Source organism: Bradyrhizobium sp. WSM4872 (assembly GCF_055811715.1).
Genome location: NZ_JBVVPT010000003.1, coordinates 209200 through 227766, shown reverse-complemented (window position 1 = coordinate 227766; position 18567 = coordinate 209200). Strand labels below are relative to the sequence as shown.

16 protein-coding genes and 1 pseudogene are annotated in these 18567 nt (G+C 64.3%); 8 read left to right on the top strand and 9 right to left on the bottom strand.

All coding sequences use genetic code 11. The features are described from left to right. The first annotated feature begins 167 nt into the window (after positions 1–167). Positions 168–1280: an alpha/beta hydrolase family protein gene (locus AC0L3C_RS06745; protein WP_473407490.1), complete on the top strand. Its 1113-nt coding sequence runs from the start codon at positions 168–170 to the stop codon at positions 1278–1280. 10 nt (positions 1281–1290) lie between these two features. On the opposite strand, the gene AC0L3C_RS06740 is transcribed toward AC0L3C_RS06745, so the two are convergent. Beyond that, entirely contained in the window at positions 1291–1797 is a 507-nt protein-coding gene (locus tag AC0L3C_RS06740) for a MarR family winged helix-turn-helix transcriptional regulator (RefSeq protein ID WP_007603453.1), read from the bottom strand. Between the two features lie 405 nt (positions 1798–2202). On the opposite strand from AC0L3C_RS06740, the gene AC0L3C_RS06735 reads away from it, so the two are divergent. Continuing rightward, positions 2203–3759, top strand: a complete 1557-nt coding sequence (locus AC0L3C_RS06735; protein ID WP_473407489.1) for a porin — start codon at positions 2203–2205, stop codon at positions 3757–3759. Between the two features lie 295 nt (positions 3760–4054). On the opposite strand, the gene AC0L3C_RS06730 is transcribed toward AC0L3C_RS06735, so the two are convergent. The 3 genes from AC0L3C_RS06730 to AC0L3C_RS06720 form a co-directional block, all read right to left on the bottom strand. Further along, positions 4055–4534 (bottom strand): GcrA family cell cycle regulator, encoded by a 480-nt coding sequence (locus tag AC0L3C_RS06730; RefSeq protein WP_473279215.1) that lies wholly within the window; start codon positions 4532–4534, stop codon positions 4055–4057. A 72-nt stretch (positions 4535–4606) separates the two neighbouring features. Further along, positions 4607–4804 (bottom strand): hypothetical protein, encoded by a 198-nt coding sequence (locus AC0L3C_RS06725; RefSeq protein ID WP_007603456.1) that lies wholly within the window; start codon positions 4802–4804, stop codon positions 4607–4609. Positions 4805–5004: 200 nt separating this feature from the next. Beyond that, positions 5005–5946 carry an acetamidase/formamidase family protein gene (locus AC0L3C_RS06720; protein WP_473407488.1) on the bottom strand — a complete coding sequence of 314 codons (942 nt, stop codon included), beginning with the start codon at positions 5944–5946 and terminating at the stop codon, positions 5005–5007. 164 nt (positions 5947–6110) lie between these two features. Here AC0L3C_RS06720 and AC0L3C_RS06715 point away from each other — a divergent pair, with 164 nt between their 5' ends. From AC0L3C_RS06715 to AC0L3C_RS06705, 3 genes and pseudogenes are all read left to right on the top strand, one after another. Then, positions 6111–6878, top strand: a complete 768-nt coding sequence (locus AC0L3C_RS06715) for a YdcF family protein (protein WP_473407487.1) — start codon at positions 6111–6113, stop codon at positions 6876–6878. Between the two features lie 56 nt (positions 6879–6934). Further along, positions 6935–7734 (top strand): annotated as a pseudogene (locus AC0L3C_RS06710) (DUF169 domain-containing protein). Further along, positions 7731–8909: a saccharopine dehydrogenase family protein gene (locus AC0L3C_RS06705; protein ID WP_473407486.1), complete on the top strand. Its 1179-nt coding sequence runs from the start codon at positions 7731–7733 to the stop codon at positions 8907–8909. The pseudogene AC0L3C_RS06710 and the gene AC0L3C_RS06705 overlap by 4 nt, the downstream one beginning before the upstream one ends. Here AC0L3C_RS06705 and AC0L3C_RS06700 read toward each other — a convergent pair. Then, positions 8860–9366 carry a hypothetical protein gene (locus AC0L3C_RS06700; protein ID WP_473407485.1) on the bottom strand — a complete coding sequence of 169 codons (507 nt, stop codon included), beginning with the start codon at positions 9364–9366 and terminating at the stop codon, positions 8860–8862. The two genes, AC0L3C_RS06705 and AC0L3C_RS06700, sit on opposite strands and share 50 nt — an antisense overlap. Before the next feature lie 118 nt (positions 9367–9484). On the opposite strand from AC0L3C_RS06700, the gene AC0L3C_RS06695 reads away from it, so the two are divergent. After that, positions 9485–9958, top strand: coding sequence for a MarR family winged helix-turn-helix transcriptional regulator (locus tag AC0L3C_RS06695; protein ID WP_473259776.1), 474 nt, complete (start codon positions 9485–9487; stop codon positions 9956–9958). Between the two features lie 92 nt (positions 9959–10050). On the opposite strand, the gene AC0L3C_RS06690 is transcribed toward AC0L3C_RS06695, so the two are convergent. Beyond that, positions 10051–11247, bottom strand: coding sequence for an FAD-dependent oxidoreductase (locus AC0L3C_RS06690; RefSeq protein WP_473259778.1), 1197 nt, complete (start codon positions 11245–11247; stop codon positions 10051–10053). Positions 11248–11393: 146 nt separating this feature from the next. Between AC0L3C_RS06690 and AC0L3C_RS06685 the strand changes: the two genes are divergently transcribed. Continuing rightward, complete coding sequence (locus tag AC0L3C_RS06685; protein ID WP_473407554.1) at positions 11394–11870, top strand: MarR family transcriptional regulator; 477 nt, start codon at positions 11394–11396, stop codon at positions 11868–11870. Here AC0L3C_RS06685 and AC0L3C_RS06680 read toward each other — a convergent pair. The 3 genes from AC0L3C_RS06680 to AC0L3C_RS06670 all read right to left on the bottom strand — a co-directional run bounded on the left by AC0L3C_RS06680 (position 11839) and on the right by AC0L3C_RS06670 (position 15981). Beyond that, positions 11839–13095 carry an O-antigen ligase family protein gene (locus AC0L3C_RS06680; protein WP_473407484.1) on the bottom strand — a complete coding sequence of 419 codons (1257 nt, stop codon included), beginning with the start codon at positions 13093–13095 and terminating at the stop codon, positions 11839–11841. The two genes, AC0L3C_RS06685 and AC0L3C_RS06680, sit on opposite strands and share 32 nt — an antisense overlap. Before the next feature lie 81 nt (positions 13096–13176). Then, positions 13177–14727 carry an undecaprenyl-phosphate glucose phosphotransferase gene (locus tag AC0L3C_RS06675; RefSeq protein ID WP_473279207.1) on the bottom strand — a complete coding sequence of 517 codons (1551 nt, stop codon included), beginning with the start codon at positions 14725–14727 and terminating at the stop codon, positions 13177–13179. Positions 14728–14847: 120 nt separating this feature from the next. Further along, entirely contained in the window at positions 14848–15981 is a 1134-nt protein-coding gene (locus AC0L3C_RS06670; RefSeq protein ID WP_473259785.1) for a glycosyltransferase family 4 protein, read from the bottom strand. A gap of 203 nt (positions 15982–16184) precedes the next feature. On the opposite strand from AC0L3C_RS06670, the gene AC0L3C_RS06665 reads away from it, so the two are divergent. Further along, entirely contained in the window at positions 16185–18461 is a 2277-nt protein-coding gene (locus AC0L3C_RS06665) for a GumC family protein (RefSeq protein ID WP_473407483.1), read from the top strand. The last annotated feature ends 106 nt before the right edge of the window (positions 18462–18567 follow it).

Sequence of the window (18567 nt, the reverse complement as noted above, 5' to 3'; positions counted from 1 at the left end):
CGTGTTCGGCCATTCATGACGAATAGGAATGTCACGCATGCGACCCGTCCCTGCGTTCAAGCGATGGTGATCTCCAACGGCTCTCATTCGGCGCACGGCAGCTTGGTCAGGGAACCAAAATAGTTTAGTCAGTCATGTGTAAGGCGATGACCAGAGCGTAGCTCCCGATGATACCCGCATGCCTCTCCGACGACTGGATCCTTTGCCCGGAGCGAGAGGACATCTCCGCTGAGTTCACGCGGCTCCTGACCGCGGCCCAGGAGGGCGGCGCCACGATCGCGGAATGCCTGATGATCGCGCGGCAGCTGAAGCGGGGCGACGACCAGTCCTGGCACCGCGAGTGGAAGAAGCTGGCGCAGACCAATCGACATCGTGCCGAGGCCGCGTTCGCGGAAGGTCACAGGGCGACCGCGCAACGCAACTGGCTCCGCGCCATGAATTACTACAGTGCGGCCGCGATGCCGCTCGATCAGGCGGACGAGCGCCGCTGGGTCGCGGTCCTCGCGATGCAGGATTGCGCCCGCCGCTTCCTCGCCGCGCGCGAGCCTGCCGGCGAAGTCGTGACGATCCCCTGGCTCGACGGCCATTCGTTGCAGGGCTATTTCCTGCCCGCGCCGTCGGGACGCGTGCGAGCCCCGACCGTGATCTGCATCGGCGAGCCGGGCCACCGCAAGGAGGAGTTTCTGTTCAAGCTCGCGCCGCATGCGCGCGAGCGCGACTTCTCGCTGCTGGCGCTGGATCTGTTCGGCGACCAGCGCGACGACTATCTCGACGCGCTGTTGCGGCGCCGGGATCTCGAGAGCGCGATTCCGTGCGTCATGGACTATCTGGAGACCTGCAGCGACGTCGATTTCGAGCGCGTCGCGATCGTCGCCGATGGCTGGGGCTCTTCCTTCGTGGCGCGCGCGGTGCTGCAGGAGCCGCGGCTTGCCGCCGCCGTCTGCGATGGCGGCCTGTGGGACCTGCACGAGCGGGCCTTCTTTGCCAGCCGGTTCGCGATGAGCGACGTCAGCATCGTTCCGGTGCCGCATGCGCCGCTGATGGCCTCCAGCGCAGACTGTCCGGTGCTGATCACGCTGGGTGAGGACGGCTGGCTCAAGGCCGATCGGGCGCGTCAGATCGTCCAGACGTCCCGGCTCGGCAGTTCGGATGTCATGTTGAAGGTCTTCACCGCGGCCGAAACCGGCGCGGCGCAGGGCCATGCGGATAATCCGAGCCTCGCCAATGAATACATCTTCGACTGGCTCGAATCCCGGCTCGGCGCCGCGAGGCGCATCTGAGGACGTCGACTCAGAAGTCGAGGGTCAGGCGTACGCAGGCCTTTTCGAGACGGGTCTTCAGCATCGCGAGCTTGGTGGTAAATTCCGTCAGCTCTTTCTCGTCGAACTCCTGGAAGACGAATTCCTTGATCGTCTTGTACTGCTCGTTGAGGCTCGCCAGGTGCTTCTGCGTCTTCTCGGTCAGGGACAGCCGCACCACCCGTGCGTCGGTCGGCGAGGGACGACGGCGCAACAGGCCCTTCTTCTCGAGCAGCTTGGACTGGGTAGTGACGAACGACGGGTCGACGTGGAGCAGTTTCGAGACGACGTTGACCGGAATGCCGTCGTCCTTGTCGAGGTCGGAGATCGCCATCAGGATCAGCCATTGCGGGCCGCTGATGCCGAGCGTTCTCGCCCAGAACTGACGCAGCTCCTCCAGGTACATGTTGATCGACGATATCTCCCAGGTGAAGCGCCTGATGATATCCAGATTGCCGATGGAGCGGAGGCGCGCCCCTTCTTTCCTCGTCGCTGACACAGCGTCACTCCCGTGATCTGATTTGTATGCGGCCGGTATCGTGCAAGCCATAGTCCACGCAAGCCTGCTCTGACGCAAGTGCAGAGCAGGGTAATTTCGTCACTAAAACTACAAAGATGATCAGCTCACGGAATCGCCTCGCAGCGGTGTTGCTCAGGGGGCACAGGTTTAGCGAAACCACAAAGCTTACCAAATAAGGTATTTTGATTAGTGAACGGCGCAGGCATATTGCTCCTTGACGGTGGGGGGTACTCGATCGTCCCGTTGCAGGTGGTTTGCTCACGGCCCTCGCGTGGAAAGAGGGTGTGTCCGAAAGCGCAAAGCGGCCGAGCGGATTTGAAAGACGGGGATCTGGGGGGCCTCACGGTCCGGTCTTCGTAACATGAGCAACTTGGAGGTTTTAATATGAAATTGGTGAAGAGCCTTTTGCTCGGCACTGCGGCGGGTCTGATCGCCGTCGGTGGAGCTCAGGCGGCTGATCTTCCGGTCAAGGCCAAGGCGGTCGAGTACGTGAAGGTCTGCTCGCTCTACGGCGCGGGTTTCTACTACATCCCGGGCAGCGACACCTGCATCAAGCTGGGCGGCTATCTGCGTGCCGAAGTGGCGCTCAATGCCGGCGGCAACTACAGCGCCCAGTACAACAACGTCTTCGCGGCCAACAACCGCCTGACCAACTATTACTCGATGCGCGCTCGTGAAGATCTCAACATCGACACCCGCACCGCGACCGAATACGGCGTTGTCCGCACCTATTTCGATGCGGTCTTCACCTGGACGACCGGCAACTATGTCGGCGCCGGTTCGGGAACGGGTGCCACCCAGTACAGCGGCACGCTCGGGCTCAACGCCGCAGGCACGGGCCTGATCGGCTCGACCAGCGGCGCGGTGAACGGCACCGACGGCACGACCTCCGGCGGCGCGCTCGGCGTCTACTACGCCTTCATCCAGTTCGCCGGCTTCACCATGGGCAAGGCCGTGTCGCAGTTCGACGCGCCCTGGATCAACTATCCCGGCAACAACTTCGACCAGCTCGTCGGCGGCAGCGGCAGCACCAACGGTGTTGCCCAGTTCACCTACACCGCCGATCTCGGCCAGGGCGTGACGGCGATCGTCTCGGCCCAGGACCAGACGCAGGTGTTCCAGACCGCGCTCTGGAATACGGCCGGCATGTCCACCACCGGCGTCCTCGGCGGTGCTTACGGCTCCAACGATCTCGGCGGCACCCGCTCTCCCGATCTCGTCGGCACGCTCCGCGTCGACCAGGCCTGGGGCCTGTTCCAGGCCTCGGTCGCAGCGCACGACAACCATGTCGGCTATTACGGCGCGAGCGAAGCCACCGGTCACCCTGAAGACAAGTGGGGCTGGGCCGTCCAGCTGGCTCTGGGGATCAAGAACATCCCGACCGGTGCCGGCGACGTGATCAACATCTCGGGCGTCTACACCGAAGGTGCGAGCCGCTACAACTTCCAGGAGCTGGCAGCGACCAGCTACTCGATGTTCGGCGGTTCGGGCGGCGCGTATCAGAGCATCGGCTTCGCCGGCGTGTCTGACGCGGTGTTCGCACCCGGCAGCGGCCTCGAGCTGACCAAGACCTACGGCTTCCGTGGTGCCTACACCCACAACTGGAGCCCGTACTGGAACTCGGCGCTCTATGGTGCGTGGGCCGCCGTCAACTACAGCGGCACGGCCAAGGGCATGATCTGCGGCAGCGCCGCGTTCGCGACCCTGACCGGCACCTGCAACCCGGACTTCAACATCGGCCAGATCGGTGTCATCACCCGCTGGACCCCGGTCAAGAACCTGACCTTCTCGGCTGACTTCACCTACAGCCATCTTGACCAGAAGTACTCGGGCGTGATCACGACGCCGGCGCTCACCAGCGTTGCCAAGCCCGCGGCGACCTATGAGCTGAAGGACCAGGACACCTACAGCCTGCTCGTTCGCGCCCAGCGCAACTGGTAAGCCTTGATCTTCGGATATGACGCAGCCCCGGCGGGACACCGCCGGGGCTTTTTTTATGAGATGAGCTTTTTTACGACGATGGCTTTCGGAAAATCCCGCGGCCTGTGCGGGCGACGAAGACGAGCCATGCGATTCGATCGGCCCCAAATTTATTTACTTACCTGAGTTACTAAGCTATATAACTCGCAGCCGATGACGAAAGTTGCGGCTCTGACTTGATGCTAAACCTCCAGAAACCTCCGGCAATGCCCTGCCGGAGGTTTTTCGTTTGAGGACACGGCTCTAGAATACGGTTCTAAGCGCGCATGACGCGCGCGCGGGAATTCGGCCGGTAGGCGAGGCGGCTGTGGCCGGCGCAATAGGACTGGCCGTCGGGTGCGGAGTTGCCGCAGAAGCAGAAATCGTCCGCGCCGGGCGTCGAGATCGGCCAGCGGCAGCGGTTCTCGGCAAGCTCCAGCAGCGAGCAGCGGTTGGCGTCGTCGATAGGGCCAGTGACTACGGGCGCGCTAGGCTCGCCATAGATCGTGGCGAGCATCTCGTATTGCAGCCGCGGCACGGTCCGCGATGTGCGCGAAGGCGCCAAGCCCCGGTCCTGAACTTTGCGATCGTCGATGGTCCGGCCGCGCGTCAGATTGAGGCGAGACAGCTTGCCGATCACGGCATTGCGGCTGACGCCGATGTCGGCGGCGATCTCGCGGCAGGAGAGCCCGGCCTCGAAATGCTGCTTCAAAAGTTCGATTCTTTCGTCGGTCCAGGTCGGGGAGAGAACAGGCATTGGTGCGGTCCCAGGTTGCAGATGGCGGCCATCCGTCTCTCGAGATCCGTCCGCCTCACGTTCGGCGCGCGCTCACGTCCTGCCATTGTCGCGAATCGACAAAAGCCCGTCCTTGATGGCGAGACGGATGCCTTCCTCGATCAGGGTACGTGCGACGCCGGGAACGCTGGTGCCGTGGGTGCCCTGTCTCACCAGCTTCTCCAGATAGGTGATGGTCGAGAGCGCCAAGGTTACGGGAATGCGGTCAGTCTCGGCTTTTTCGGTGGCCATGGACGAAACGCTAGCCTCTTACTCGTGTACATAAAAGTAACAATTAAGACTCTATTTAGGTTTGGAGGCGGAAGTCAAATGCAGGCCGCGGCGCTTGGTCAGCTCGTTGGAATCGCGAGGGAAATCAGGCATGGTAGGACACGCCGCGCGGCAGGCAGGCGGCGGTGTGGCCTCGACAGGTCAGGCGTGGGCAGGTCGGCTCAGCCGTGCACGATCGTCTTTTCGATCATGCAATGGATGCCCTTTGAGCCGTTGACGGTCTGGGTGACCCGCAGGTCGGCCGCCAGGCTGCACAGCGTATAGGCGTCCTCGCGCGACAAATTGCGCCTCTCGCCGAGCAGCACGATCATGTCGCGCAGCGCCCGCACCACGCACTGGTCGAGGTCGGGGTCCATCGCCATGGTCATGTAATGCGTCGCCGTCTCGCCGCGGGGATATTCGAGCCTGAGGTCCTTGCGCAGTGTCAGGCGAAAGCGGCCCTGGAGCGCGGTCTCGATCGCGGTGACGCAGACCTCGCCGTCGCCCTGCACGCCATGGCCGTCGCCGCAGGAGAACAGCGCGCCCGGGACGAACACCGGCAGATACAGCGTCGCACCGGCGCCAAGCTCCCTGTTGTCGAGATTGCCGCCCATGGCGCGCGGGACCAGCGAGGAGATGCGGCCCCAGGCGGGAGGGGGCGAAACGCCCATCACGCCGAAGAACGGCTTGAGCGGCAGGTCGAGCCCCCACGGCATGCGGGCGACCATCCGCGACCGGTCGAGCGGGATGTTCAGGATGCGCGTCTCGTGGAAATCGTCGGGCAGGGTGCCGGACAGCGGCTTGATCATGTTCCAGCCCCAGTCCTGCCGGAGTTGGACGTCGAGGATCTCGACCGCGAGCACGTCGCCGGGTTCGGCGTCCTCGACCGCGATCGGGCCGGTGAGGATATGGCCCGGCAGCATGCGCTCGTTCCTGGCATGAACCTCGTGCATCTCGGGCGGAATGTGAAACTTGCTGCGGTCGGGCAGCATGTCCGGACCGCCGCTGATGGTATCGACCGTGACCTCGTCACCGCTCGCGATGGTGAGGACGGGCTTGAGCGCGGCCTCGAAGAAGCCCCAATGACAGGTCTCGGGGCTGGAATGCAGGTGGTGATGGGTCATGGGGTGTCCGTCCGTTTCACAGGCCCGGGCTTGACCAGGCAATCGATCCTCTTCCAAGAAGCTTTCTGAAGATCGACGGGCGGGTCAAGCCCGCGCGCAACAGGCACGATCATTCCAGCGAGGCTCCCCTGCTTTTTGTCCTGTCCAAGACCCTCGGCGCCGCGGTGCTGCCGATCAACTTCATGATCGAGCTCGGGATCGTCTCGGTCGTCCTGATGGCGACGCGCTTTGCCGCATTCGGCCGCAAGCTCGCCGCGGCCACGCTGATCATGCTGGCGCTCGCCGCGTTTTCGCCGGTCGGCAACCTTTTGCTCTATCCGCTGGAGTCGCGTTTTCCGCCGTGGGATCCGTCGCGCGGTGCGCCCGACGGCATCATCGTGCTCGGCGGCTCGGTCGACACCGATCTGTCGGCGGCGCACCGCACGCCGGTCGTCGCGCACGCGGCCGATCGCTTGTTTGCGCCGGCCGAGCTCGCGCGCCGCTATCCGAACACGCGCATTGTTTTCACCGGGGGCACCGCGAACCTGCTTTCGACGGACTCTCGGGAGGCCGACTACTCCGCGCCGATCCTGGAGAATCTGGGCATCGCCAAGCAGCGCCTGATCCTCGAGCGGGACTCTCGCAACACCTACGAGAATGCCATCTTCACAAAACAATTGGTGGCGCCCAAGCTAGGCGAACGCTGGCTCCTGGTCACCTCGGCCTTTCACATGCCGCGTTCGATGGGGATCTTTCGCAAGGCGGGATTTGACGTGGAAGCCTATCCCGTGGACTGGCGAATGGGCGGGCGTGACGATCTCTTCTCTTTCACCAATGTCGGCACGGACGGGCTCGGCCGAACCGAGGTCGCCGTGCGCGAATGGATCGGACTCGTCGCCTACCGCCTGATGGGCCGGACTGGCGAGTTGCTCCCGGGACCGGCTAAGGACTAGAACCGTTCAAGAAACAATAACAGCGCCGGCGCGCGACTGCCGGCCGGGAGGACGCCATGCAACAGCAGAGTGCAGACCGCATCGATCTTGCCGGCCTCGTCGCCGATCTCAACAGCCTGTTGCGGCTGAAGACCACGGTGATCGGCATGAAGCTGTTCGCGCGGACCGCGGACATGGAGGCAATCCCCAAAATCCGGCGGCCGAACGCGGTCCACACCACCGACCAGATCGTCAGCATGGCGGCGCGTCTGGGCTGGACGGTCGGCATCACAGCCGACGATCTCGTCGGCGCGCAATGCCGCGCGGTGATCGGCCTTGCACCGCAGGACGAGAAATGGCTCGCCGGCGAAAACTATGTCGGGGTCTGGCACGGCACGGCGGAGGACGCACGCAAGCGCCAGGAGGCGCTGGACGTGGTTCCGTTCGGACAATATCAGGCGCTCGCGGTCAGTCCGCTGGCGAGCGGCCGGCTCGATCCGCCGGACATCTGTCTCGTCTATGCGACCCGGGGCAGATGATCATCCTGATCAACGGGCTGCAATATACCGGCTACAAGAAGTTCGAATGGGGCGTGGTCGGCGAGACCGCTTGCGCCGATTCGTGGGGCAGGGCGCTCAAGACGGGCGAGCCCAGCCTGTCCTTGCCATGCTATGCCGAACGGCGCTATGGCGGCGTGCCGGACGAGGAGATGCTGATGGCCCTGAAGCCGGAACATCTCGCCAAGGCAGTTGTGGGCATGAAGGCGCTGGCGAAGAACGGCCTGCGTTATCCGATCCCGCCCTATGGGATTCAAAGCGACGTCCGTGCCGGCATGGGCGTGAGCTACGCGAAGAAGCAAAGCAAAGGCCGACCATGAGCTCTGCGAAATTCGACATCGTCGTCTATGGCGCGACCGGTTTTACCGGCCAGCTCGTCGCCGAATACCTGACCCAGCATTACAAGAGCGACCATTCGCTCAAATGGGCGATGGCAGGCCGCAGCCTCGGCAAGCTGAAATCGGTGCGCGATGCGATCGGCGCACCCGGGAATACGGAGCTTATTGTCGCGGATGCGTCGGACCCGGCCTCGCTGAAGGCGATGGCGGAACGGACGATGTCGGTGATCACCACCGTCGGCCCGTATCAGCTCTATGGCGAGGAACTGCTCGCCGCCTGCGTCGCCACGGGCACGGATTATTTCGATCTCTGCGGCGAGCCGATCTGGATGCGCCAGATGATCGACAAGTACGAGGCGGCTGCGAAAGAGAGCGGCGCACGGATCGTGTTTTCCTGCGGGTACGATTCCGTGCCGTTCGAGCTCGGTACGTTCTTCGTGCAGGAAGAGGCCAAACGTGCCTTCGGCGCGCCGGCCCCGCGCGTGAAGGGCCGCGTGCGCGACATGCGCGGCACGCTTTCGGGCGGCACCGCCGCGAGCGCGAAGGCGACCTTCGATGCCGTGGCCAAGGATCTCAGCCTTGTCGCCATTCTCAACGATCATTTTGCGCTGACGCCCGGCTTCAGCGGCCCGAAGCAGCCGAAAGGCAACAGGGCCGCCTTCGAGGAGGACCTGCAATCCTGGGCGGCGCCGTTCATGATGGCGCTGATCAACACCCGCAACGTTCACCGCTCCAACATGCTGATGGGATTTCCCTACGGCCAGGACTTCGTCTACGACGAGATGGTCCTGACCGGTCCCGGCGAGAAGGGCGAGGCCAACGCCAAGCTCGTGATGGCTGCCAATGCGGGCAAGACCGGCCCCGACGCACCGAAGCCGGGCGAGGGGCCGTCGAAGGAAGAGCGCGAGAACGGTCTGTTCGATCTGCTCTATATCGCGATCGCACCCGATGGCCGCATGGTTCGCGCCGGCGTCACCGGCGATCGCGATCCCGGCTACGGCTCGACCTCGAAGATGATCTCCGAATGCGCGATCTGCATGCTGCGCGACACGACCGACGTCGCAGCCGGCTTCTGGACGCCGGGCGCGGCGATGCAGCACAAGCTGATCAAGCGGCTGGTCGAGAACGCGGGGCTGACGTTCGCTGTGGAGGAGTAGCTGTCACCTTCCCTTCTCCCAGGCGGCGAAACCGACCTTTCATCCTCAAGCCGTCTCGCGTGTTGAGCACGAGCAAGGTGATGTTCACAGCTCCTGCGGCAAGCTCGACAGCCTGCACCGCATAGAAGACTGCATCAAACTCGGCGGCGCTCGCCTTATGTGCGAGGAACAGTGCGGCGGGGACGAGGACCAGGACGCCATTGCCGGCGATCAGCGGCATTCGCTTGATCTTGGCGCTGACCAGGCCGGCTCGCCGACCCCGTGCCAGCGTAAGGCCCGTGCCCCCCGCCGCCGCCAGCGCCGGGACCAGCAAAAGAAAGCCCCATGGTATGGCCGTCTTGATGGCGGTGATGACGGCTTGGGATGCGAAAAGCTCACTGAGCGCAGTCGACAGCCAAAATGTCGAGATGGTCAGAAGCGCGATTGCGCCAGCGATGGGATGAATCACCTTGATCATCACTAGGTTTCCTTGACCGAGAACGGCTAGCTTGTTCAATATGACATGATGGTGTCGATATTTATGATACAAAGAACCATATTGACATGATGATGTCAATAAACATCATGGTGAGAATATGCGCGCTCCGAAGCGATCTCCGGCCGGTGATGCCTTGACTGACCTCATTCTCGATCTGTTCAGGGTCAACAACCTGACCGTGACGTGGGGCGACCGGCTGGTCGCTCCGCTCGGCCTGACCAGCGCCCGCTGGCAAATTCTGGGGGCAATCGTGGCCGCGGACCGCGCCCAGCCGGTCGCCTGGCTCGCCCGCGACCTCGGAGCGAACCGGCAGAACGTTCAGCGCATCGTCAATGACCTGGCCCAGGAAGGGCTCGTTACGTTCGAGCCCAATCCACATCACCGTCGCGCCCACCTCGTGGTGCTGACGGACAAGGGGCGGAAGACTTACGACGCTGCCATCCGCCTGTACGACCCCAGAATCAACGCACTCGTGCAAGGTCTGCCGATGGAAGAGCTCAGGACCGCCGGTCGCCTCATGAAGGCACTGCGCAAGAAGCTTGAAGACGAAGAGAGTGCGACAGAGGCTTGATCAATCGTCGTGCCGACATCGGCTATGTGGTGACGCTCTGCGACTGGTCCTTCTCGCGCCGCCTGTGCCGAGTTCGTTTCGACCTGATGCGCTTACACCGCCCGCGCGTCGTAGGCGTACATGAAATCCATGCCCTTTGCGCCGAGCGGCAGCAGCCATTTCATCATCTGATTTCGCATCCAGGCGCCGGTGGCGCTGAACTCGCGCTTGCTGTTGCCGTTGCGTCGCGCCATGGCGACGATCTTCTCGGTGCGCGGACGGCGCTCGGCCTCGAATTCCCTGAAGGTGGCGCCGAGCTCCTGACCCTCCTGCATCAACCGGGCAAGGCGCATCGCATCCTCCAGCGCGAGCGAAGCGCCCTGGCCGGCGTGGGGGCTGGTTGCATGGGCGGCATCGCCGATCAGCAGCGAGCGCTTGCGCGACCAGGTCGGCAGGGTGGCGACGTCGAGCGTGTCCGTGACCACGATGTTCTCGGCTGCCTCGATGATGCCAGGGATTGGATCGTGCCAGCCGCGGTGGAAGCCGCGCAGGTGCTGCTTCAGCGTCGCGTGGTCGAGCGCGCGGAACATCGCCGCGTCCATGCCGTGCGCCGGCTGCGTGCTCCACCACATCACGCCGTCGGTCGGATCGGGGCTGCAATAGCCGTAGCCGAAGAAGCCGCTCTGCCCGAACGTAGTCTCGACGTGCCGGCCGATCGGCCGGCCGTCGAGGACGGCGTGCGGCACGAAGCCGCCGAAGCCGATCAGTCCGGTATCGAACGGCTGCGGCCCGTCCGGCACCACCTGGCGGCGCGTCACCGAGTGCACGCCGTCGGCGCCGATCAGGAAGTCGCCTTCGGCCGTGGTGCCGTCGGCGAAGTAGGCGATGATCGGCTGGTCGCCGCGATCCTCGATCTTGATCAGGCGCTTCTCGAAATGGAGTGAAACGCATGCGCACCAGGCTTTGTCGATCAGCATCTCGTTCAGCGTGGCGCGGCAGACATTGACCGCGGGTTGGCCGAAGCGCCGCGCGAGGTCGCGGTTGATCGAGCCGAGCCTCTCTCCGGCTTGCGAATAGAAATCGAACGATTCCGCGATCGAGCCGCGGCTGATCAGCTCGTTCGAAAGGCCGATCTCGTCCATGATCTGCATGCCGTTCGGCGCGATCTGAAGGCCGCCGCCGATGCCTTTCGAATAGGGCCAGGCCTCGTAGATCGCGGACTCGATGCCGGCGCGGCGCAGCAGGATCGCCGCCACGGGCCCGGCGATGCCGGCGCCGATGATCAGGGCCTTGCGGGGACGATAGGACATGGCTTGCTCCCGACGTTTCCGTGGTGCTATGAGAATTACGGTCGCTAAATCTCTTAGTAACTAAGATATATGTCCACTAAGATACGAGGTCTGCCTTGTCAAGGACGAAGGCGCGCGCCGCGCTGCTGCAGGAGCTCGAGGAGGCGATGCGCAGGTCGTCAGCGCAGGGCGTGCTCTATGGGCAGACCGTTGCGAACGTGGCCGGAATTGCCAATTCCGATCTCGAATGCATGGACATCCTGTATCTCGAAGGCCGCGTCACTGCCGGCCGTCTCGCCGAAGTGACGGGGCTCACGACCGGCGCCATCACCGGCGTGGTCGACCGCCTCGAAAAGGCGGGGCTGGTGCGCCGAGAACGGGACGATGCCGATCGTCGCAAGGTTTTCATTACCGTCGTGCCGGAGGCGATACAAAGGCTCGGCCAGTTCTACGTGCCGATGCAGCAGGCGATGGAGAAGGTTTTTGGCGGCTATTCCGACCAGGAATTGCGCCTGCTGCTGCGTTTCGCCAATGAGGGCTACCAGGGCGTGCTCGCGGCGACCGCAGCGCTGAAGGGCCTGCTCGATACGCCGCCGGAAAAGCGGCCCACTCTCAAGCTGAAGAAGCTTCGTCGCCAGCCCTAGACTTGTAGATCTGCGTCGCCGCGATCATGCCCCACATCGCGCCCAGCATCATCCAGAAATGCCGCCAGTGGTCGGTGTCGATCACAAAACTTTCGCCGACGGTGCCGACGAAGGCGGAGAACACCGCGAGATAAGCGCGCTGCCAGGGCACAGGCACGAAGATGTGCCTGACGCCCATGATGACGGTGGTGAAGACCAGCGCGGGATAGCAGATGCCGGACAACCAGCCGCCCGACATGAAGGCGTTGAGATAGGAGTTGTGGGTGTCCTCGGGGAAGAAGCGGTGGAATTGCAGAGGGCCGATGCCGAACGGCAGGTCGAGCGCCATCTCCGCTCCCAGGATGTGCCGGCCGAACCGGCCGAAGCGGCCTTCGTCATAGCTCTGGTCGAAGCTCGCGCGCTGCTTGAACATCTCGGCGGTGGAATCGAACGACATCAACACCGCGATCAGCGCAAGGCCAAGCACCGCGGCCAGGATCGCCATGACGATGATGCGCGAGCGCTGCGCGTTGGTGCGGCTGGTCAGCACCATCAGCGCCAGCATGAAGGCGGATGTCAGCACCAGCCCGCCCCAGGCGGCGCGGGAGAACGCGAGCAGGATCGCCAGCGACATGATGCCGAAGGCGATGACGTTGCGGAACGCCTTGCCGGCCTTGTCGGAGACGACGCTCTGCAGCGAGAACAGCGCCGGCAGGATCAGGAAGGCCCCGAGCACGTTCGGGTCCTTGAAGGTGCCGCGCGCGCGTCCGTACAGCGTGAGGAGGTCGTCGCCGCCGGGAATCAGATGGAAGTAGCCGGCGACCGCCGAGAGCGAGGCGACCATCGCGCCGACCACGAGCCCGCGGCGGAGCATGTCGAGCCGGGCAGCGGTGTCTTCCGACGTGACCATGGCGAAGAACACGACCGTCACCGCCATGTACCAGGAGGTCGCAATCCAGCTCACCACCTCGGACTGCTCAAACAGCGGGATCGCGCTGATCGTGTAGCCGATATTGAGCAGGACCAGCATCAGCAGCAGCGGCATCAAAGCGAGCCGCAGACGCAGGCCGGTGGCGAAGAAGGTGACGGTGGCCAGCAGCGTCACGATCTCGTAGGGGCTCGGCTCGATGAAGACGATCGCGCCGGAGGCGCCGACCAGCCATACCAGCGCGCGCTGGAGCGCCAGCACGCCGGGCGCAGCGCGAACCGCTGCATTCATCTCCCCGGCTGTTGCCGCATACGCCATCACACGCTCATACGTTTACGCAACTCATACACAAACACCGCCAGGTGCCCGCCTTCGCGAGGCACGACGGAAGACCACAACTCAATACGCGTTCTCGTTCTTGGTCAGCAGCGAGATCGGCGTCTTCAGCAGAATGACGAGATCGAACAGCACCGACCAGTTCTCGATGTAATAGAGGTCGAACTCGACGCGTTTCTGGATCTTCTCTTCATTGTCGATCTCGCCGCGCCAGCCATTGATCTGGGCCCAGCCGGTGATGCCGGGCTTGACCCGGTGGCGGGCGAAATAGCCGTCGACGGCTTCGTCGAACAGGCGGCTCTGCAGCTTGCCCTGCACTGCATGTGGACGCGGCCCGACCAAAGAGAGATCGCCGGAGAAGACCACGTTGAAGAGCTGCGGCAGCTCGTCGAGGCTGGTCTTGCGGATGAAGCGGCCGACGCGGGTGACGCGCGAGTCGTTCTTGGTCACGACCTTCGAGGCCGTCGGATCAGCCTGATGATGGTACATCGAGCGGAACTTGTAGACGTCGATGCGCTCGTTGTTGAAGCCGAAGCGCTTTTGGCGGAACAGCACGGGGCCGGGGCTGTCGAGCTTCACGGCCAGCGCCACCAATCCCATCACCGGCAAGGCCACGAGCAGCGCGAGAGTGCCGACCACGCGGTCGAACAGCCATTTCATCACCAGGTCCCAGTCGGTGATCGGCGCCTCGAACACGTCGAGCGTCGGCACCTCGCCGATATAGGAATAGGAGCGGGGGCGGAAGCGCAGCTTGTTGGTGTGTGCGGAGAGGCGGATGTCCACCGGCAGCACCCAGAGCTTCTTCAGCATCTCCAGGATCCGCGTCTCGGCGGAGATCGGTAGCGCGAACAGCACGAGATCGACGCGGGTGCGGCGGGCGAACTCGACGATGTCGTCGACCTTGCCGAGCTTGCGCGCGCCGGCACAGGTGTCGAGCGCGCGGCTGTCGTTGCGGTCGTCGAACACGCCGAGCACGTGGATGTCGGAATCCTCCTGCTCCTTCAGCGCCCCGACCAATTGTTCGCCGTTGCGATCGGAGCCGACGATGATGGTGCGGCGGTCGAGCCGGCCCTCACGCCCCCAGGCGCGCACGAGCGAGCGCAGCACCAGACGCTCGCAGAGGAGCGCGGCGAGCCCGAGGACGTAGAAGGTGGCAAGCCACAGCCGCGATATTTCGCTGCCGAACTTGGCGAAGAAGGAGATGCCGATGAACGTCAGGAAGACGAAAGACCAGGACGAGATCATCCGCGTCATCTGCCGGAGCTGACCGCGGAACAGCTGCACCTGATAGATGTCGGCGGCCTGGAAGCAGACCACGGCGGAAACCGCGACGGCGATGACCTGCGCGGGATAGATCCAGCTGAAGGAGCCGGCGTGCGGCATGACATAGCCGAGATAGAGCACGATGCCGACGAGGCTCAGCAGCGCGAAATCGGCGAGCCGTACGAAGCCGGCGATCACGATCGGTGAATAGGCGCGGGCGACCTTCTGGTTGACGACGTCGAGCGCGGCGGGCGAGAGCCGCTGGCGGCGCTCCACAAAGGGCCGGTCAGCCGGCTTCGCCGCGGCGCTGGTCGCGGCATCGAGCATCGAGCGTGCGTTGAGCGGTTCCACGGGCGTCCACGTCCATTCCAAAAACCCGCGGACCGCGTCCTTGCGCCCCGGGCGAGCATCCCCTGGGCCTTGGATTATCGGACAAATCGGAAGATTCTCTAAAGCCGGTCTTAAGAATGGTTAGTGGTTGGTAAACGCGTCGCGATAGCCCGCGAGGACGCCCTCGACCATCGCCTGCTGGGAGAAATGCGCGGAGATGCGCTCGCGAAGCGACGAGGCGCGCTGCGCTGTTCCCAGCGGATTGTCGAGCGCGGCCGCAATCGCCTCCGCCATGGCTTCCGCGTTGCTCGGCGCAAACAGCGCCGGGTTCTCCGCGCCGAAAATCTCGGGAATGCCGCCAATCTTGGACGCGATCATCGGAATGCCGGCGGCACCGGCCTCGATCACGACATAGGGCATGGAATCGCCACGCGAGGGAACGACCAGCAGCCGCCCCTTGGAGAAGCCGTAGCGTGCCTTGACGTGACCGATGAAGCGGATGGCACCCGAGAGGCCGAGCCTCTCGACCTGCGCTTTCAGCGCCGCGGTCTCCTCGCCGTCGCCGCCGAGCGTCAGTGTGACCTTCTTGCCGCCCTCGTGCAGGCGCGCCACCGCGTCGACCAGCAGATCGGCGCCCTTGATGTGCCTGAACTCACCGACATAAGCGAGGTCGGTGGCGTCGTCGGCCATGACGACAGGTTCGAATTCCTCCGGCGTCACGCCGTTGAAGACGCAATGCACCACGCCCTTCGGCTTGCCGACGATGCGCTGATAGGTGTCGCGGGCAAACGCGCTTTCGAACAGGAACAGGTCGGTAGCGTCCATCAGCGTACGCTCGAGCCGCGCGTAAAACTCGCCCTTGAGGGTGTTGAGGGGATAATGCAACGAGCCGCCATGCGGGGTGTAGATGCGGATGGTGTCGTCGGATCGTCGCCGCATGCGGATAAAAGCGCCGGCCTTGGCGCCGTGGCCATGCATGACGTCGGGCTTGAGCGTGGCGATCAGGCGCCGCAAGCGGAACCAGACCAGGAGATCGTCAGGCGACGGTTCGCGGCGGATCGCCATCCGGTGCACGCCGAGTTTCAGCCGCGGTGCGAGCTCGGCAAGGGCCTTGTCGGCACGCTCACCGCCGGTGAGACTATCGGCGAGGATGCCGACATGATGGCCACGATCGACCTGGCCGTTGGCGACGTCGAGGATGTGGCGGAAGATGCCGCCGACCGGAGCGCGTACGGCGTGCAGGATGCGAAGCGGCTGGTCGGGAGAGGGGGGCATGATCAAAACCAGCGCTCGACGGCGAATGCTCGAACAATCTGACGAAATATCGAGACGGATTAAGAGCCCTCGTGGTTAACAAACGGTGACGGACGTGCACGCGCGAGCTGCCGCACGCCGCGATTAACCCAGCGGCAACCTTAATGGAGTGTAATCGCCCTGGTTGAGGTAGGTTCGTGGCGTTGCGCCTGCGGGAGTGTTCGATGCGTTTAGCGTTCTGGCGTGCCGGCAAGGACAAGGCGGTGGTCGAGCGGGCTGTCTCGAAAGCGGCAGCCAAGCGGGCCGAGTTCGAGCCCCGGATTGAAGCAAAGGCTGCGCCGGTTGCTCCGCGCCCCGCGCCAGTCGAATCCGGCGACATCGACCTGCACGCGCTCGGCGCGGCATTGGCGCGCAAGCGCGGCTGGATCATTGTGCCGACAGTGCTGGCGCTCGTCGCATCCGTCGCGATCGTCAATCTCATCACGCCGCGCTACAAGTCCGAATCCCGCATCCTGATCGACGGCCGCGAGAACGTGTTTCTGCGCCCCAACAGCGATCGCGCCGAGGAACGGCAGGCGCTCGACGCCGAAGCCGTCACCAGCCAGGTGCAGCTCGTGCTGTCGCGCGATCTCGCGCGCGAGATCATCAAGAAGAACAAGCTTGCGGAACGGCCGGAGTTCGATCCTGTGCTGCAAGGCATTTCGCCGCTGAAATCGCTTGCGGCGCTGGTCGGCATCGGCCGCGATCCGTTCTCGATGACGCCGGAAGAGCGCGTGCTGGACGCCTATTACGAGCGCCTCCAGGCCTACGCCGTCGACAAGTCCCGCGTCATCGTGATCGAATTCCAGTCTGCCGATCCCGATCTCGCAGTGCGCGTCGCCAATTCCATCGCCGACGGCTATCTCGTGCTCCAGCAGGATGCGCGCCAGGATCAGGCCCGAAACGCCAGCCAGTGGTATGCCGGCAGGATCGACGAGCTGCGGCGGAATGTCTCCGAGGCCGAAGCGAAGGCCGAGGACTTCCGCTCCAAGTCGAGCCTGTTCGTCGGCACCAACAACACGACGCTGTCGAACCAGCAGATGGGCGAGGTCAACACCCAGCTCAACAATGCGCGCGCGCTCAAGGCCGACGCCGAGTCCAAGGCGCGCCTGATCCGCGAGATGATCCAGAGCGGCAAGCCGATCGAATCGTCGGAAGTGCTGAACTCGGAATCGATGCGCACGCCTTCGCAGCAGCGCGTGGCGTTGCGGGCGCAGCTGGCCGAGCAATCTTCGACGTTGCTTGGCAACCATCCGCGCATCAAGGAATTGAAGGCGCAGCTCGCCGACCTCGACACCCAGATCCGCGACGAGGCCGCCAAGCTCGCCCGCACGCTCGAAAACGATGCGCGTGCCGCCAGCGGGCGCGTCCAGGAATTGTCAGCGAGCCTCGAGCAGCTCAAGAAACAGGCGACGGCCACCAACGGCCAGGACGTGCAGCTCCGCGCCCTCGAGCGTGAGGCCAAGGCCCAGCGCGACCTGCTCGAAACCTATCTCGCGAAGTACCGCGAAGCCAACACCCGCGAGACCATCGACACCGCGCCGACGGACGGCCGCATCATCTCGCGCGCGATCGTCTCGAACACGCCGGCCTATCCGAAGAAGCTGCCGATCGTGCTGATCGTGACCATCGCGACTCTGCTGCTCTCGTCCGGCGTCGTCGTCACCGGAGAGTTGTTGCGCCAGACTGCGCCCCGTGCCGTGGCGGTGTTCGCGCCAGCGCTCACGCGGGCGTCGGCTCGCCAGGAGCAAATCGTCCAGCCGATGGTCGTCGAGCCCTTGGTGGATCCGGCCGTCGATCCAGCCATGGCAGAACCCGCGCCGCTTCAGCCGGAGATGACAGCCGATGCCGATATCACAGAATTCGCGGAGATCGAACAACTGGCCGAGCGCCTGCGCGCCGCCGGGGTCATGGCGAAAAAAGTCACGGTGCTCGGCACCGCGAGCGGCGAAGCCATCACGCTGTCGACGCTGACATTGGCCCGGCACCTGGCGCGCGACGCGCGGGTCGTCGTGGTCGATCTCGCCGCGTCCTCGCCGACCATGGCCGCCGTGTCCGTCGATGCCTCGGCGCCCGGCCTTGCCGAACTGATGCAGGGCGAAGCGTCGTTCGCGCAGATCATCACCCGGGACAAGCTCTCGCGGCTGCATCTGGTCATGGCCGGCCGTCCCGGCTTCGATCGCAGCCTGCTGCAGTCGCCCCGCGTGACACTCGCGATCGACGCGCTGCTGCGCGCCTACGACCACGTGCTGCTCGATGCCGGCAGTGCCTCCGACCTTCCGGCGGAGCTCCTGACGGCGAATGCCCGCGCCGTCGTGGTGCCCGACGCCTCGATGGCGCCGGATGCGCGCGCACTGATGCGCGAGCAGCTCAGCGCCGTCGGCTTCAGCGAAGTGACGATGCTGAGCAGACCCGTGCAGCCGTCGGATGCGAGGGACGCGCCGCGCGTCGTGGCGGCGTGATTGTTTTTCCCTCTCCCCGTGCGGGAGAGGGTGGCTCGCCGCGATAGCGGCGAGACGGGTGAGGGGTATCTCTCCGCGAGTCCCACCGTCTTTTGAGTGTGAGGAT